The sequence below is a fragment of the Patulibacter defluvii genome (assembly GCF_034096925.1).
GTDB classification, from domain to species: domain Bacteria; phylum Actinomycetota; class Thermoleophilia; order Solirubrobacterales; family Solirubrobacteraceae; genus Patulibacter; species Patulibacter defluvii.
In genome coordinates, this window is the sequence record NZ_JAWZSQ010000014.1 from 32,829 (window position 1) to 48,211 (window position 15,383).

14 protein-coding genes are annotated in these 15,383 nt (G+C 76.3%); 4 read left to right on the forward strand and 10 right to left on the reverse strand.

The genetic code is table 11. The features are described 5' to 3' along the window. Positions 1–40 precede the first annotated feature (40 nt). Positions 41–901 (reverse strand): helix-turn-helix domain-containing protein, encoded by an 861-nt coding sequence (locus SH587_RS14725; RefSeq protein WP_320671389.1) that lies wholly within the window; start codon positions 899–901, stop codon positions 41–43. 10 nt (positions 902–911) lie between these two features. Between SH587_RS14725 and SH587_RS14730 the strand changes: the two genes are divergently transcribed. Next, positions 912–1,619 carry an antibiotic biosynthesis monooxygenase gene (locus SH587_RS14730; RefSeq protein WP_320671390.1) on the forward strand — a complete coding sequence of 236 codons (708 nt, stop codon included), beginning with the start codon at positions 912–914 and terminating at the stop codon, positions 1,617–1,619. Positions 1,620–1,628: 9 nt separating this feature from the next. Here SH587_RS14730 and SH587_RS14735 read toward each other — a convergent pair whose 3' ends face one another. Beyond that, complete coding sequence (locus tag SH587_RS14735) at positions 1,629–2,426, reverse strand: alpha/beta fold hydrolase (protein ID WP_320671391.1); 798 nt, start codon at positions 2,424–2,426, stop codon at positions 1,629–1,631. 159 nt (positions 2,427–2,585) lie between these two features. Here SH587_RS14735 and SH587_RS14740 point away from each other — a divergent pair, with 159 nt between their 5' ends. Next, positions 2,586–4,409, forward strand: coding sequence for an AMP-binding protein (locus SH587_RS14740; RefSeq protein ID WP_320671392.1), 1,824 nt, complete (start codon positions 2,586–2,588; stop codon positions 4,407–4,409). On the opposite strand, the gene SH587_RS14745 is transcribed toward SH587_RS14740, so the two are convergent. The 6 genes from SH587_RS14745 to SH587_RS14770 all read right to left on the reverse strand — a co-directional run bounded on the left by SH587_RS14745 (position 4,397) and on the right by SH587_RS14770 (position 11,227). Then, positions 4,397–5,911, reverse strand: a complete 1,515-nt coding sequence (locus SH587_RS14745) for a sensor histidine kinase (protein ID WP_320671393.1) — start codon at positions 5,909–5,911, stop codon at positions 4,397–4,399. The two genes, SH587_RS14740 and SH587_RS14745, sit on opposite strands and share 13 nt — an antisense overlap. Positions 5,912–5,914: 3 nt before the next feature. Beyond that, on the reverse strand, positions 5,915–6,637 hold the full coding sequence (locus SH587_RS14750; RefSeq protein WP_320671394.1) for a response regulator transcription factor: 723 nt from the start codon (positions 6,635–6,637) through the stop codon (positions 5,915–5,917). 141 nt (positions 6,638–6,778) lie between these two features. After that, positions 6,779–8,881 (reverse strand): glycosyltransferase family 39 protein, encoded by a 2,103-nt coding sequence (locus SH587_RS14755; RefSeq protein WP_320671395.1) that lies wholly within the window; start codon positions 8,879–8,881, stop codon positions 6,779–6,781. Between the two features lie 32 nt (positions 8,882–8,913). After that, positions 8,914–10,119, reverse strand: coding sequence for a bifunctional glycosyltransferase family 2/GtrA family protein (locus SH587_RS14760; protein ID WP_320671396.1), 1,206 nt, complete (start codon positions 10,117–10,119; stop codon positions 8,914–8,916). A 169-nt stretch (positions 10,120–10,288) separates the two neighbouring features. Continuing rightward, a complete protein-coding gene (locus SH587_RS14765) occupies positions 10,289–10,723 on the reverse strand; it encodes a hypothetical protein (protein WP_320671397.1) in 435 nt (144 codons plus the stop codon). Positions 10,724–10,786: 63 nt separating this feature from the next. Then, entirely contained in the window at positions 10,787–11,227 is a 441-nt protein-coding gene (locus SH587_RS14770) for a MarR family winged helix-turn-helix transcriptional regulator (RefSeq protein WP_320671398.1), read from the reverse strand. Between the two features lie 36 nt (positions 11,228–11,263). Between SH587_RS14770 and SH587_RS14775 the strand changes: the two genes are divergently transcribed. Together SH587_RS14775 and SH587_RS14780 are read left to right on the forward strand one after the other, a co-directional pair. Continuing rightward, complete coding sequence (locus SH587_RS14775) at positions 11,264–12,964, forward strand: MFS transporter (protein WP_320671399.1); 1,701 nt, start codon at positions 11,264–11,266, stop codon at positions 12,962–12,964. After that, the gene (locus tag SH587_RS14780) at positions 12,954–13,619 is read left to right on the forward strand and encodes an MBL fold metallo-hydrolase (protein ID WP_320671400.1); all 666 of its coding nucleotides are present in this window, start codon (positions 12,954–12,956) and stop codon (positions 13,617–13,619) included. Before SH587_RS14775 ends, SH587_RS14780 begins: the two co-directional genes overlap by 11 nt. Here SH587_RS14780 and SH587_RS14785 read toward each other — a convergent pair. After that, positions 13,616–14,530: an MYG1 family protein gene (locus tag SH587_RS14785; protein WP_320671401.1), complete on the reverse strand. Its 915-nt coding sequence runs from the start codon at positions 14,528–14,530 to the stop codon at positions 13,616–13,618. The two genes, SH587_RS14780 and SH587_RS14785, sit on opposite strands and share 4 nt — an antisense overlap. Positions 14,531–14,572: 42 nt before the next feature. After that, complete coding sequence (locus SH587_RS14790; protein ID WP_320671402.1) at positions 14,573–15,364, reverse strand: hypothetical protein; 792 nt, start codon at positions 15,362–15,364, stop codon at positions 14,573–14,575. Positions 15,365–15,383: the final 19 nt, after the last annotated feature.

Here is a 15,383-nt window from a genome sequence, read left to right on the forward strand (position 1 = left end):
CCGGGGGGTTGGGCTCCCGCGCGACCCCTCGGCGGCGGTCTCAGCGGGGCGGCGGAGCGCCGCGCAGGTAGGCCGCCGGAGCGACGCCGACCGCGTTTCGGAACTCACGGCTGAGGTGCGCCTGGTCGGCGTAGCCCAGCTCCTGGGCCAGCCGCGCCAGCGACGGCGGGTCGGGATCGGCCAGCCGCTCGGCCGCCTCGTGGACCCGGTAGCGGCGCAGGACCCACTTCGGGCCGACGCCGATCAGGCTCCGGAACAGCCGCTGGAGCGTCCGCGAGGAGACGCCGTGGTCGCGGGCCAGCGCCTCGACCCGGGTCTCCGACGCCCGCCGCAGCATGTCCGCCGCGACCGCCCGCACCAGCGCGTAGGCCGGGTCCTCCCCCGGCAGCCGCGGCGCCAGGAAGGCCTCCAGCTCGGCGAGCAGCGGGCCCGGACCGGCCGGGTCGAGCGCCAGCAGCCGCCGTTCGAGCGCGGCGCCGTCGCGGCCGAAGACCTCGACCAGCCGCTGCGGGCGAGCGTTGAGGTCGACCATCGCGACCGGCGTGAGGGCCGCGAACGCCCCCGGCCGGAACTTCGTGCCGACCGCCTGGCCGCGGCCCCGCAGCCGCCGGACGTCGCGGACCGCGGCGACCCCGTAGACCCCGACGATCCCGTCGTGGACGACCAGGTTGACGCACGGGTGCGGCAGCACCTGCTGGACGTGGTCGGGCTGCCCGCGCAGGTCCCAGCGGGTGATCCAGTGCCGCTCGACCCGCTCGGCCAGCGCCGCCGGCGGCGATCGCCGCTCGAGCGCGAACCGCCGCGCCGCCTCGGCCGGGGCGAGGATCCCGCGGGTGCTGGTGGTCGCCCCCGCGGGCAGGTTGGCGGCTTTCTCCAAGACCGGGGGGACGGGACCGGGCATCGTTGCCAGCATGACGACCGTCGCACGGCACGTGCAGTTCACCGCCCGCCCCGGATCCGGCGACCAGCTGGCCGAGCTGCTGCTGGAGGCCGCCAAGGGCCTCCGCGGCACGCCCGGCTGCGACCAGTACGTGGTCAGCCGCAGCAGCAGCGATCCCGACGTGATCCTGGTCGACGAGCGCTGGGGCTCGGCCGCCGAGCTGGAGCAGGCCGAGGCCGGGTTGGAGGACGACCCGCAGGTGGCGAAGGTGCTGGCGCTGCTCGACCCCGAGCGGCCGGTCCAGCGGGTCGACGCGCAGCCGCTCGGCGGGGTCGGGCTCTTCCCCCGCCCGCAGGAGGGCGTCACCCACCGCAACCTGCTCGACGTCGAGGACCAGGCGCCCGGGTTCGGCGTCGGCCACGTCGGCGAGGCCCGCTTCGCGACCGGTGAGCTGGGACTGGAGCGGACCGGGCTGGCGCTGCACCGGATCAACGCCGACACCCGCCAGGCCTTCGGCCATCGCCACGTCGAGGCCGAGGAGGTCTACGTGGTGCTGGCCGGCAGCGGCCGCGCCCAGGTCGACGACCAGACGATCGAGCTGACCGCCCGCGACGCGCTGCGGGTCGGCCCGCGGATGGCGCGGGCCTTCGAGGGCGGCCCCGAGGGGATGGAGCTGCTGGTCGCCGGTGCCCGCTGCCTCGGCGACGGCGAGATCCTGCAGGGCTGGTGGGGCGACTGAGGCCGGCTCTCAGCCCGCCTCGCGCAGGAACCGCAGCACCAGCGGGTTGAACTCGGCGGCCCGCTCGCGGTTGAGGCCGTGGGCGGCGCCGTCGACGACGGTCAGCTCGGCGCCGGGGATCAGCGCGGCGATCTCGCGCGACATCCAGACCGGGACCATCGCGTCCTGCTCGGCGCCGATCACGTGGACCGGCATCGTCAGCTCCCCCAGCCGCGCGCGGACGTCGTGGCGGTTGGCCGCCCGGGCCTGGCGCCAGAAGCCCTCCGGCCGCTGCGGATCGGGGTGCTCGAGCAGCCGCGCCAGCTCGGCGGCGCGCCGCTCGTCGTCCTCGTAGGCGGCGGCCGAGAGGGTCAGCATCAGCAGCTGGTCGGCGATCTCCTCGGCCGTCATCTGCGGCACCGCCCGCCAGAGCGCGCGGCCGCGGGCCCGCCACCAGCGGCCGCCGCCGGCCCAGCTGACGGCGATCGTCAGCGTCCGGACCCGCTCGGGCGCGCGCAGCGCCAGCTGCTGGGCGATCGCGCCGCCGAGCGACGCCCCGAGCAGGTGGAAGCGCTCGATCCCCAGCTGGTCGGCCAGCGCCAGCACGTCGGCGGCCAGGTCGTCGACCTCGTACGGCTGCTCGACGTAGCTCGACCGGCCGACGTCGCGGTTGTCGAGCACGACCGTCCGGTGGCGGGCGGCGAAGGCGGCGACGTTCGGCTGCCACTCGCGGAGGTCGGCGCCGAGCCCGTGGACGCAGATCAGCGGCGGTCCCTCGCCGTGGACCTCGTGGTGCAGCTCGACGCCGTTGCAGCTGGCCGTGGGCATCGGGCGAGTATCGCCGCCGACGGTGCGCGGCGCACAACCGCGGCCACCAAGTCGTGGCGCGTTGCCGCTTGCCAGCGGTCGCCGGGGGTGGGAGGCTCGCGCCAGCCGCACGCCACACGTCCCGCCCGCCGGGACCGCATCCGGGAGAGCACCAAGGCCATGGCCACCGAGACCAGCCCCTCCACCGCCGCCGCCGGCGACCCGCTCGCCGTCCCCAGCCTCGCCGCCGCGTTCCAGCGGACCGCCGCCGTCGACCCCGACGCGGTCGCCCTGCGGACGATCGGCGGCGCGGTCGAGATCAGCTGGCGGACCTACGCCGAGCGGGTCCGCCGGATCGCCGCCGGGCTCGCCGCGCTCGGGGTCGGCCGCGGCGACGCGGTCGGCCTGATGCTGCTGAACCGGCCCGAGTTCCACCTCTGCGACACCGCCGCGCTGCACCTCGGCGCGGTCCCGTTCTCGATCTACAACACCTCGGCGCCGGAGCAGATCGCCCACCTGTTCGCGAACGCCGGCAACCGCGTGGTCGTCTGCGAGTCGCTGTTCCTCGACCGCGTCCAGGAGGCCCGCGCCGCGACCGCGGTCGAGCACGTGATCTGCCTCGACGGCGACGCCGACGGCACGCTGACGCTGGAGCAGCTGGAGGCGATGGGCCGGCCGGAGTTCGACTTCGACGGCGCCTGGCGGGCGGTCGCCGGCGACGACCTGCTGACGCTGATCTACACCTCCGGCACCACCGGACCGCCGAAGGGCGTCGAGCTGACCCACGCCAACCTGCTGGCCGAGCTGCGGGCCGCGACCGCGCTGCTGCCGCTGGAGTTCGGCGACCGCGCGCCGTCCTACCTGCCGTCGGCCCACATCGCCGACCGCTGGCTCTCGCACTACAGCGCGATGGCGTTCGGGCTTCAGATCACCTGCGTCCCCGACCCGCGCGCGGTCGCCGCCGCGCTGCCCGACGTGCGGCCGACGATCTGGGGCGCGGTGCCGCGGGTCTGGGAGAAGATCAAGGCCGCGCTGGAGGCGAAGGTCGAGCGCGAGCCGGACGCCCAGCGGCAGCAGGCGATGCGCTGGGCGATCGCCACCGGCCTGCGGGTCGTGCGGGCCGAGCAGGAGCGGATCGCCGGCCGCGGCGACGGCCCCGACGAGGCGCTGCGGGCCGAGCACGCGAAGGCCGAGCAGCTGGTGCTGGGGCCGATCCGGGCCGCGATCGGGCTCGACCAGGTCCGCTGGTCGGTCTCCGGCGCGGCACCGATCCCGCCCGACGTGCTCGAGTTCTTCGGCGCGATCGGACTGCCGATCTGCGAGCTGTGGGGGATGTCGGAGCTCTCCTGCTGCGCCACCATCAACCCGCCCGCGCGGGTCAAGATCGGCACCGTCGGCCCGGCGCTGCCGGGGATCGAGCTGCGGCTGGCCGAGGACGGCGAGGTGCTGGTCCGCGGCGGCACCGTGATGCGCGGCTACCGCAACGAGCCGGGCAAGACCGCCGAGGCGATCGAGGACGGCTGGCTGCGGACCGGCGACATCGGCACCCTCGACGACGAGGGTTACCTGCGGGTCGTCGACCGCAAGAAGGAGCTGATGATCAACGCCGCCGGCAAGAACATGTCGCCGGCCAACATCGAGCTGACGCTGAAGGCGGCCGGGCCGCTGATCGGGCAGGCGATCGCGATCGGCGACGCCCGTCCCTACAACGTCGCGCTGCTGGTGCTCGACCCCGACGCGGCCGCGGCCTACGCCGCCGACCGCGGCCTGGCCGACCCCAGCCCCGCCGCGCTCGCCGCCGACCCCGAGCTGGTCGCCGCCGTCGCGGCCGAGGTCGAGCGGGCCAACGAGCGGCTGTCGCGGGTCGAGCAGATCAAGCGCTTCCGGATCCTGCCGGTCGACTGGGAGCCGGGCGGCGACGAGCTGACGCCGACCTCGAAGCTGAAGCGGAAGCCGATCGCGGCCAAGTACGCGGCCGAGATCGAGGCGCTCTACGCGGACTGACCGCCGCCGGCCAGCGGCAGCCGGACGAGGAACGAGGCCCCGCCGCCCGCCGCGTCGCGGGCCTCGACCTCGCCGTCGTGGGCGGCCACGATCGCGGCCACGATCGCCAGCCCGAGGCCGGCGCCGCTGGGGCCGCGGGTCCGCCCTTCCTCCTTGCGCCAGAAGCGGCCGAACAGCTCGGCCGACGCGACGTCGGGCAGGCCGGGACCGTGGTCGCGGACCTCGATCTCGACCGTGCCGGCGGCGCGGCGGGTGGTGATCTCGACCGGGGTCCCGGGCGGGGTGTGGACGAGCGCGTTGCGGACCAGGTTGGCCAGCACCTGGCGCAGCTGGTCGGCGTCGCCGTGGACGACCGCCGGACCGTCGACCTCGGCGGCGATCGCCCGGTCGGGGGCGGCGGCGTGGGCGTCGTGGGCGGCGTCCTCGGCCAGCTCGGCGACGTCGACGTCGGCGGTCGCCTTCTCGCGGGTCTCGTCGAGCCGGGCCAGCACCAGCAGCTCCTCGACCAGCGTCCCCATCCGCGCGGCCTCGTCCTCGATCCGGCCCATCGCCCGCTCGACGTCCTCGCCTTCGCGCAGGGCACCGACCCGGTGCAGCTCGGCATAGCCGCGGATCGAGGAGAGCGGCGTCCGCAGCTCGTGCGAGGCGTCGGAGAGGAACTGCCGCAGCCGGCTCTCGCTCGCCTCGCGCTCGGCGAACGCCCGCTCCAGCCGGCCGAGCATCCCGTTCAGCGCCTGGCCGAGCCGGCCGACCTCGGTCCCCGGCGCGGTCACGGCGACCCGGCGGTCGAGGTCGCCGGCGGCGATCGCCCCGGCGGTGTCGGTCATCCGGTCGAGCGGCCGCAGCCCGATCCGGACGACGATCCAGGCCAGGCCGGTCAGCAGCGCCAGGGTCGCGGCGAGCACCAGCCCCTCGACCAGCAGCAGCCGGCCGAGCGAGTCGTCGACCTCGGTCAGCGGCAGCGCGACCACGTCGAGCCGGCCGCTGTGCGGGTTGACCGCCGTCCGGACCCGGTAGCGGAGGTCGTCGCTGCCGACCGCGGGCACGGTCAGCAGCTGGTCGGGGCGCAGGTCGCGCGGCAGCTTCGGGGCCGGCAGCGTCTTGCCCAGGTAGCTGACCGGCTGCTGGTAGCTGCGGGCCGTGGCGGCGCCGCCCCCGCGCTGCGAGCAGTAGGTGCCGGGCGGCAGGCCGCGGCGGCCCGGCCCGCGGCCGCCGTCGTCGCCGTCGCTCGGGGGCGCGGTCGCGCCGACCGTCCCGTCCGGCACGTTCTCCGCCGCCGGCCCGCCCGGTCCCTCGTCGCCCAGCACCGGGCCGACCGCCGGCATCACCGTCTTCGTCTGCTCGTCGAGCCGGTCGAGCAGGAACGAGCGCTGGGTGGCGTAGGTGACGACGGCCAGCACCAGCATCGCGATCGCGGTGAGGGCGAAGAGGGTCGCGATCAGCCGCCCCCGCAGCGACCAGCCGCGGGGGTCGATCCGGCGCCGGGCTGGAGCGGCGGTCACGGCTCAGCGCCTCGGGGCCCGCAGCGCGTAGCCGACGCCGCGCACGGTGTGGATCAGCGACGGGCGCGGCTCGCCGTCCTCGCCCTCCACCTCGAGCTTGCGCCGCAGGTAGCTGACGTAGGTCTCCAGCACCCGCGCGTCGCCGCCGAAGTCGTAGTCCCAGACGTGGTCGAGGATCTGGGCCCGGGTCAGGACCCGCCGCGGGTTGCGCAGGAAGTAGCGCAGCAGCCGGTACTCGGTCGCGGTCAGCTCGATCGGGACGCCGGCGCGGGAGACCTCGCGGGTGTCCTCGTCCAGCTCCAGGTCCTCGAACCGCAGCAGCGGCGAGCCGTCGACCGCCTGGCCGGTGCGCCGCAGGACGACGCGGATCCGGGCCACCAGCTCCTCGAGGCTGAACGGCTTCGTCACGTAGTCGTCACCGCCGCTGGTGAGACCGCGCAGCTTGTCCTCGGTCGCGTCGCGGGCGGTCAGGAAGATGATCGGCACGTGGCTGCGCTGGGCGCCGAGCCGGTCGGCGACCTCGAAGCCGGTGGTGTCGGGGAGCATCACGTCGAGGACCATGATCTGGGGCCGGAAGGCCTCGACCTGAGCCAGCGCCTCCTCCCCCGTGGCCGCGGTCGCGACCTCGAAGCCCTGGAACGTGAGGGCCATCGAGAGCACGTCGACGATGTTCGGTTCGTCGTCGACGACCAGGACGCGGTGCGCCGCTGCGGCTTCGGTGGCCATGGGACGCAGTATCGCCGCGTTCCCTGGGAGGAACCTGGGAGCCCCCTGGGCGCCCCGTCGGCCGCGACGTTCCGGTCGATCAGCGACCGGAACGTCACGGGCGGGGCGGATTCGGGCGCGCGCGGGCCGGCGGGCCCGGCCTCAGCCGGCGGCGCGGAGGGCGCTGGCCAGGCCCTGGAGGTCGTAGAGGCCGTCGACCGAGGAGACCGGCTTGCCGGCCCGCTGGACGACCGCCAGCACGTCGCTGGCCCCGACCCGGCCGTCGCGCATCCCGCCGCCGTCGCTGGTGGCGATCACCCAGCGGACCTTGCCGCGGGCGACCGCATCCGCCAGCCAGGCGACGCTGACCTGGCTCTCGCGACCGGAGAAGCCGCCGATCGCCACCACCGGGCTGTCGGCGCCGGTGGCGAGGATCTGCGACGCGGCGCCGCTCTGGCTGGCGACCGCGACCGTGCCGCCGCCGTGGGCCCGGGCGTAAGCGACGGCCTGGCTCAGTGACTGGGTGTTGCCGCCGAACATGCCGCCTCCGCCACCCCCGCCCGCGCCTCCGCCGGGGGCCTGGAAGAGCGCCTGGGGCGCGATCGCCTGGCCGCCGGCGCCGCCGGCCGTGCCGCCGCCGGTCGCGCCCGGAGCGCCGGGCGGCATCCCGCCGCCGCCCCCGGGACCGCCGGGAGCGCCGCCGCCCGTCCGCCGGCCGGGACCGCCGGGGCCGCCGCCGGGACCGCCCATCCCGATCCCCGCCGACGCCGGGCCGCCGGCCGGGAAGGTGCCGCTGGTGGCGTGCCCGAGGGTCTGGACCGCCCAGGCCCCGGGCGCCGTCAGCAGCAGCGCGATCGCCGCCGCCAGCGCCGCCGCCCGCAGCCGCCGCGATGCCCCGAGCGCCAGCACGCCGCCGGCGACCACCGATCCGGCCACCAGCAGCGGCACGAACCAGGCCATGTCGGAGGCGCTGCGGTCGAGCACCACCAGCTCGGTCGCCACCCCGCCCGCCAGCATCAGCGGACCGAGCACGCGGGTCGTCCGCGACGCGCCGCCGGCCAGCAGCGTGCCGGCGCCGGCCCCGACCAGCACCGCCGTGAAGGGCGCCAGCAGCGACACGTAGTACGGGTGGAAGATCCCCTCGGCGCGGCTGAAGGCGACCGCGGTCACCAACCAGGCGCCGCCGGCCGCGATCAGCCAGCCGCTGCGGGCGTCGGTCCGCCGCAGCCGGGTCAGCACCAGCAGGCCGGCGCCGGCCACCACCGCGAAGCCGAGCAGCCAGCCGGCCTGGCCGCCGAGCGCCTCGTTCAGCAGCCGCAGCGGGCCCGGATCGCCGCCGAAGAGGCCGTTGCCGCCGCCGGGGCCGCCCCCGCCGGGACCGCCGCCGGCGCCGCCCGGGCCGCCGTCCTGCCCGAACAGCCGGCCGAGGCCGTTGTAGCCGAGGATCAGCGACCAGATCGAGTTGTCGCTGGTGCCCGAGACCCACGGCCGGTCGGCGGCCGGCGTCAGCCAGACCAGCAACGGCCAGGCCAGGCCGACCGCCGCCGCCGTCAGCCCGAAGCCGCCGAGCTGGCGCGCCGCGCGCAGCCGGCCGGTCGGCGCCACCCACAGCCAGGCGGCGACGATCCCCGGGACGACCATCAGCGCGGCCGCCATCTTCGCCTCGAAGCCGAGCCCGACCAGCACCCCGGCCAGCAGCAGCCAGCGGCTGCGACCGTCCTCCAGCCCCCGGACCACGGCCCAGAGCGCGCCGGTCGCGCACAGCACCAGCAGCGCGTCGGGGTTGTTGTGACGCGAGACCGCGACCGCGATCGGGGTCAGCGCCAGCGCCAGCCCGGCGACCCCGCCGGCCGCGCGGCCGAAGCGGCGGCGGGTCAGGTCGTAGGCCAGGACCACGGTGCCGACGCCCATCAGCGCCTGCGGCACGAGCATGCTCCACGAGCTGAAGCCGAAGGCCCGCGCCGACAGCGCCTGGATCCAGAGCGCCAGCGGCGGCTTGTCGACGGTCATCACGCCGGCGTTGTCGAACGAGCCGTAGAGGAAGGCGTGCCAGCTCTCGGTCATCGAGCGGACGGCGGCCGAGTAGTACTCGTTCGCCATCCCGTTGCGGTCGAGCGCCCACAGGTCGAGGACGGCGGCCAGCACGATCAGGGCCAGCAGCTCGGGCCGGGCGGTCAGCGCGCGGGCGTGGCCGCGGGCCCGCTGGACGGTGCGGCCGGGCGCGCCGCGCAGGCGGCCCGGCAGGGTCATCTCGGGAGTCGACATCGGAGGCTCCGGTCGGGTTCGGGTGGGACGGGTCAGCCGCCGACGCGGTCGACGGTCGCGGTGGTCGGGGTCGGGCTCGGGGCCGGGGCCGCGAGCGCGGCGGCGCGGCCGCGGCGGGCGAAGACCCAGCTGCGCAGCGCGACGTAGCGGGTGACGGTGGCGCCGACGCTGGCCGCCACCAGCACCGTCAGCTCGACCGCGCGCGACGGACGGGCGTCGATCGCGTGCAGGGCGCTCAGCGCGCCGCTGGTCAGCAGCACGGTGAGCGCGAAGACGACCGCCCCCATCGCGTGCTGCCGGGCCAGCCCCTCGCGGCCGCGAAGGCCGAAGGTCACGTGGCGGTTGGCCTGGGTGTTGGCGACCGCGGTGATCGCCAGCGCCGCGACGTTCGCCCCGGCCGCGCCGAGCGGCGCCCGCAGCAGCAGGAAGAGCAGCGCGTAGGCGACCGTCGAGAGCACGCCGATCGCCAGGAAGCGGGTCAGCCGCGCCGCGGCCAGCAGCCGGCCGATCCCGCGCAGGTCCTCGAGCGCCGTCGCGACCAGGTCGACCCGCGAGTCGGGGTCGTCGACCCAGTCGACCGGCACCTCGTGGATCCGCCGGCCCTCGCGCTGGGCCAGCACCAGCAGCTCGGTGTCGAAGAACCACGCCTCGTCGCGGACCTGCGGCAGCAGCTCGCGGGCGACGTCGGCCCGGATCGCCTTGAAGCCGCACTGGGCGTCGCTGAAGCGGGCGGCCAGCGAGACGTGCAGCAGCCGGTTGTAGACCCGCGAGATCAGCTCCCGCTTCGGCCCCCGCACGACCCGCGAGCCGGGCGCCAGCCGGGTCCCGATCGCCACGTCGCTGTGGCCGGAGACGAGCGGCGCGACCAGCGGCAGCAGCGCCGCCAGGTCGGTCGAGAGGTCGACGTCCATGTAGCAGAGGACCGTCGCGTCGCTGGCCGTCCAGGCCGCCCGCAGGGCCCGGCCGCGGCCCTTCTCCGGCAGCCGCAGCAGCGCGACCCCGGGCAGGTCGTCGGCCAGCGCCCGGGCGACTCGCGCGGTCTCGTCGGTCGAGGCGTTGTCGGCGATCGTGATCCGCCAGCGGAACGGCAGCGCGGCGGTCAGGTGGTCGTGCAGCCGGCGGATCGAGGCCGGCAGCGCGCGCTGCTCGTTGTGGACCGGGACGACGACCTCGACCACCGGCGGGGCGGCCGCGGCGCCGCCGTCGCGTGCGACGGGGATCGGGCTCGTGGAGGGCATGACGACCACCCTCCGGCGGCGGCGTAAGAGCCGTCTCGCAGCAGCCTGGGACCTTCCTGAGCGCCGTCGCGGCCGGCGTCCGGGCAGCGCGACGTCCCCGGTCGCGGGGCGGCCGGGGGCGGGCTTCTCGATCGGTCTCGGGAGCGGCGGGCGGCGCGCCCGCGGGCGGCTACGAGCTGCCGGCGGCGGCGGCCGGGGCGCCGCCGGCGGGCGGGCCGCCGCTCGGCCGGATCGCCGCCATCGCGGCCTGGACCTTCGCCGTGCTGACTCCCAGCCGCCGGGCCAGCGCCGCGTCCATCTCCGTGGGCTGCTGGCCGCCGGCGCCGGGCTCGCCGCTCGGGCGGGTGGCCTCCAGCGCCGCCCGCAGCTTGGCCGTCGTCACCCCGAGCTGCTTGGCCGCCGTCGCCAGCTGGGCGCTGGTCGGGCCGGCCGCGGCCCCGCTCGGCGGCTGACCGCCCGCGGCCGGACCGCCGGACGCCGCCGCGGCCGCTGCCGTCGTCGTCGGGGCGCTGCCGGCGTCGGCGCTGCCGCAGCCGATCGCGCCGAGGGCCAGCGCGCCGCTCCCGAGCAGCGCGATCGTCGTGGTCTTGAGGGTCGGTCGCATGCCGACACCGTCGCGTCCGCCGCTGGGAGGACCCTGGGCGGCCGCTGGGCGCTGGCCGATCGCTCAGCGGTGGTCGGCGAGCCGCCCCAGCAGCGCCGTCGCGGCGACCAGCGTCTCCCGCTCCCGCTCGTCCAGCTCGGCGACCGCGGCGGCCAGCCAGCTCTCGCGCTCGCGGCGGTCGGCGGCGATCGCGGCCAGTCCGGCGGCCGTCGCCTCGACCAGCGTCCGGCGGCCGTCGTCGGGGTCGGGCCGGCGGGCGACCAGCCCCGCCGCCTCGAGCGCCGCCACCGTCGCGGCCATCGACTGCGGCCGCACCCGCTCCAGCTGGGCCAGCGCGCTGACCGTCGTCGCGCCGTCGCGGTCGAGCCGCCCGAGCACGGTCGCCTGGGGCAGCGACAGCTCGTGGCGGCGCTCGGCCCGCAGCCGCCGGACCAGGTGGCCGAGGACCAGCCGCAGCTCGCCGGCGATCGCGCTGGGGTCGGGAACGGGGTCGGACGTCGGCATCGCTCGATTAGACAGTTTACCTGTACAATTGCTTGCGTGAGCCCGGATCGCTACAAGTGGGTGGCGCTCTCCAACGCGACGCTCGCCGTGCTCCTGGCGACCCTCGACGGGTCGATCACGATCATCGCGATGCCGGACATCTTCCGCGGGATCGGCCTCGACCCGCTGGTGCCGACCAACAGCTCCTACCTGCTGTGGATGATCCTCGGCTACCTGGTCGTCACCAGCGTCCTGATCGTCAGCCTCGGGCGGCTCGGCGACATCGTCGGCCGGGTCCGGATCTACAACCTCGGCTTCGTGATCTACACCGTCGCGTCGCTGCTGCTGGCGATCGACTGGATGACCGGCACCGCCGGCGCGACCTACCTGGTGGCGCTGCGGATCGTCCAGGGGATCGGCGGCGCCTGCCTGCTGGCCAACGCGGCGGCGATCATCACCGACGCCTTCCCCGCCCACCAGCGCGGGATGGCGCTCGGGATCAACAACATCGTCGGGGTCAGCGGGATGTTCGTCGGGCTGGTGCTCGGCGGCCTGCTGGCGCCGGTCGACTGGCGGCTGGTCTTCCTGATCTCGGTCCCGGTCGGGCTGGTCGGCACCGTCTGGGCCTACCGCAGCCTGCGCGAGCTGAGCCGTCCGCGGCCGGCCCCGATCGACTGGGCCGGCAACCTGACCTTCGCGCTCGGCCTGGTGCTGGTGATGGTCGCCGTCACCCACGGGATCCGGCCGGCCGGCGGCCACGCCACCGGCTGGGGCAGCCCGCGGGTGCTGGCCCTGCTCGGCGGGGCGGCGCTCTGCCTGGTCGCGTTCGTGGTCGTCGAGCGGCGGGTCCGCGAGCCGATGTTCCGGCTGCCGCTGTTCCGGATCCGCGCCTTCACCTTCGGGACGCTCTCGACCTTCCTCTCGGCCGTCGCCCGCGGCGGTCTGATGTTCATGCTGATCATCTGGCTGCAGGGGATCTGGCTGCCGCGCCACGGCTACTCGTTCAGCGAGACCCCGCTCTGGGCCGGCATCTACATGCTGCCGCTGACGCTCGGGATGCTGGTCGCCGGCCCGGCCTCGGGCTACCTCTCGGACCGCTTCGGCGCGCGGCCGTTCGCGACCGGCGGGATGCTGCTGACCGCGCTCGGGTTCGGGCTCCTGCTGCTGCTGCTGCCGATCGACTTCCCCTACCTGCCGTTCGGGGCGATCCTGCTGCTGATCGGGATCGCGATGGGGATGTTCGCCTCGCCCAACCGGGCGGCGGTGATGAACAGCCTGCCGGCCGAGCACCGCGGCGCCGGCGGGGCGATGAACCAGACCTTCCAGAACTCGGCCCAGGTGCTCTCGATCGGGATCTTCTTCACGCTGATGATCGTCGGCCTGGCCGCGACGCTGCCGGAGACCCTGCGCGGTGGACTCGAGGCGCACGGGGTGGCGGCCGGCGCGGCCCGCCAGGTGGCCGAGCAGCCGCCGGTCTCGATCCTCTTCGCCGCCTTCCTCGGCTACGACCCGGTCGGCCAGCTGCTCGACCCGGCGGCGCTGCACGCGCTCTCCGCCCACCAGCAGGCGCTGGTCACCGGCCCCGAGTTCTTCCCGCGGCTGATCGCCGCCCCCTTCCGCGACGGCCTCCACGCGGCGTTCCTGTTCGCGATCGCCGCCTGCCTGGTCGCCGCCGCCGCGTCCGCCCTCCGCGGCGGCCGGCCGGCGGCCGACCCGGGCCTCGCCCGTCCGCGACCGAAGGGGCAGCATGCAGGTTGAGTGGTACGGCCAGTCCGCCTTCCGGCTCGCCGCCGGCGGACGCACGGTCGTGATCGATCCCTTCGGCGACATGTCCGCCGTCGCGGCCCGCGGCCTCCGCTTCGACTACCCGCCGATCCGCGACATCGCCGCCGACCTGCTGCTGGTGACCCACGAGCACCGCGACCACAACGCGGTCGACGCGATCGCCGGCGACCCGGTGGTCGTGCGCTCGGCCGCCGGCCGCCACCCGACCCCGATCGGCGAGGTGCTGGGGATCGCGTCCGAGCACGACGACGCCGCCGGCACCGAGCGCGGGGCGAACGTGCTCTACGCCTTCGACCTCGGCGGGGTCCGGGTCGCCCACCTCGGCGACCTCGGCCAGGCGGCGCTGCGGCCGGCCCAGGCGGCGGCGCTCGGCCGCGTCGACCTGCTGCTGGTGCCGGTCGGCGGCGGCCCGACGATCGGCGCCGAGCAGGCGGCCACGATCGCCCGCGACCACGGCGCCCGCTGGATCGTGCCGATGCACTACCGGAGCGAGCGGATCAGCTTCCTGGAGCCGGTCGACGCGTTCGTGGCCGGCGCCGAGCGGGTCGTGCGGCCGCCGTCGCCGCGGTTCGCGCTCGACGAGGTCGCCGGCGACGGGCCGACGGTGGTCGTGCCCGCCGCGCCCTAAGCCGGGCCGTCGAGCGCCTGGCGGGCCAGCGCCAGCACCCCGTCGCGGCTGCCCGCGACGGCCATGAAGCGGGCGACGTGGCAGAAGACCGCGTCGGCGACGCCGGTCACCTGCTGCAGCGGCTCGCCCTCCAGCCCCGCCCACGGCTCGGGCAGCGAGCGGCGGTTGGCGAAGCCGTGGGCCGCCGCCGGCACCGCCTGCAGGCCCCAGTCGTTGGTCCGCGGGTAGACGACGAACAGCACCTCGGGCGCCTCGGCGACGACCACGTCGCGCCACGGCATCCCGCGGTCCAGCTCCAGCAGCCGCGGATCCTCGGCCCGGGCCAGCGCGGCGCGGACCAGGTCGGCGGCCCGCGCGCGGGCGGTCGCGCGGGCGATCTCGGCCCGCAGCGTCCGCTCGGCGATCGCCACCGCCTCGTCGAAGGCGGCCCGCTCGGCGGCGGCGCCGTCCTCGGCGTCCCAGGGCGGGTTGAGGGCCGCGATCAGGCCGCTGACCGCGTAGGGCACGGCGCCGTCGATCTTCGGCTCGTACAGCTCCTGGCCGTTGTCGCCGGCGTCGATCGGCGCCACCAGCAGCGCGTCGACCTCGGCCGCGACCGCGGCACTGCCGGTCAGCTGCTCGCCGACCTCGCGCCAGATCAGCCCGAACGAGGCGTAGCGGATCCCGTTCGGCCGCTCGCCGACCCCGCCCTGGTGGTGGTCGAAGTCGCCCGTCGCCGGGTCGTAGCCGCGGCCGACGTCGATCCGCATCGCGCAGCCGGCCAGCCGCTCGCGGTCACGGGTGCGGACGACCTCGAGCGGACCCCGGGCCAGGCCGAGGGCGGCGATCGCGAAGACCTCGTCGGCGTGGAAGGAGCCGGAGTGGGTGCCGATCCGCAGCGGCGGAGCGGGGGGCGGGGCCTCGGTCGACATGCGGCCTGGCACGGTAGCGACCGCGGCGGGCGGGAGCGGCGCTCAGGAGGTCCGCTTCAACCGCACCCAGAGCGAGCCCGTGACCTTGCACCAGCTGCGCATCGGCTGCCCGTCGGGCCCGACCGTCCGCGCCCGCGCCGTCTTCGCCTGGACGTTCTCGCAGGGACCGGAGAAGCTGATCGTGCGCGCCACCGCGTCGCCGCGACCGAGCTTGCGGAAGCTCGTCCCCGTGACCCCCAGCGGGACGGTCAGCCCGGTCCGTGGCGCGGGCATCGGGCTGATCGCCGTCCGCCGATCGAGCGACCCGGGGCGGGGGATCTCGCAGCCCTCGGCGTACGGCAGCTGGTTGCCGTTGCGGCGGATGACGACGACCCGCATCGGCAGCTTGCCGTTCTCGAGGGCGCCGGCCAACGTCACCGCGACGTCGCCCTCGGTCTGGCCGCAGGGGCCCGGCATCGGCGGCGTCCGCGGCGGCTCCGGCGGACAGGCGCTGGTGGTGCGGAAGTCCTCGATCTCGTTGCTCGTCCGGGCCCCGCCGAGGCCGCTGGTGCGGGCCTCCGTCGTGGCGACCAGGCGCGGGGTCGCCGACAGCCGAACCGGGCGCGGGCGCCCCATCTCCAGGTCGATCGTCGTGACCTGGGTGTAGGCGCGGCCGGGGGTGCATTCGCGGGTCGCGTCGACGTGGCGCGAGATCACGATCCGGCCCGCCAGGTCGAGCGTGGCGCCGTACTGGCGCAACCCCGGGTAGACGACGGCCGGGGCGGTCGCCGGCACGACCAGCAGGCCGGCGAGCAGCGTCGTCGAGAGGCCGAGCAGGAGCCGCGGGGTGCGCATCGTCCCGACCGTAGGCGCC

Excerpts from the sequence above, each read along its gene's own strand:
- SH587_RS14725 (WP_320671389.1), bottom strand. The coding sequence starts at position 901 with ATGCCCGGTCCCGTCCCCCCGGTCTTGGAGAAAGCCGCCAACCTGCCC.
- SH587_RS14730 (WP_320671390.1), top strand. The coding sequence starts at position 912 with ATGACGACCGTCGCACGGCACGTGCAGTTCACCGCCCGCCCCGGATCC.
- SH587_RS14735 (WP_320671391.1), bottom strand. The coding sequence starts at position 2,426 with ATGCCCACGGCCAGCTGCAACGGCGTCGAGCTGCACCACGAGGTCCAC.
- SH587_RS14740 (WP_320671392.1), top strand. The coding sequence starts at position 2,586 with ATGGCCACCGAGACCAGCCCCTCCACCGCCGCCGCCGGCGACCCGCTC.
- SH587_RS14750 (WP_320671394.1), bottom strand. The coding sequence starts at position 6,637 with ATGGCCACCGAAGCCGCAGCGGCGCACCGCGTCCTGGTCGTCGACGAC.
- SH587_RS14755 (WP_320671395.1), bottom strand. The coding sequence starts at position 8,881 with ATGTCGACTCCCGAGATGACCCTGCCGGGCCGCCTGCGCGGCGCGCCC.
- SH587_RS14760 (WP_320671396.1), bottom strand. The coding sequence starts at position 10,119 with ATGCCCTCCACGAGCCCGATCCCCGTCGCACGCGACGGCGGCGCCGCG.
- SH587_RS14765 (WP_320671397.1), bottom strand. The coding sequence starts at position 10,723 with ATGCGACCGACCCTCAAGACCACGACGATCGCGCTGCTCGGGAGCGGC.
- SH587_RS14770 (WP_320671398.1), bottom strand. The coding sequence starts at position 11,227 with ATGCCGACGTCCGACCCCGTTCCCGACCCCAGCGCGATCGCCGGCGAG.
- SH587_RS14780 (WP_320671400.1), top strand. The coding sequence starts at position 12,954 with ATGCAGGTTGAGTGGTACGGCCAGTCCGCCTTCCGGCTCGCCGCCGGC.
- SH587_RS14785 (WP_320671401.1), bottom strand. The coding sequence starts at position 14,530 with ATGTCGACCGAGGCCCCGCCCCCCGCTCCGCCGCTGCGGATCGGCACC.
- SH587_RS14790 (WP_320671402.1), bottom strand. The coding sequence starts at position 15,364 with ATGCGCACCCCGCGGCTCCTGCTCGGCCTCTCGACGACGCTGCTCGCC.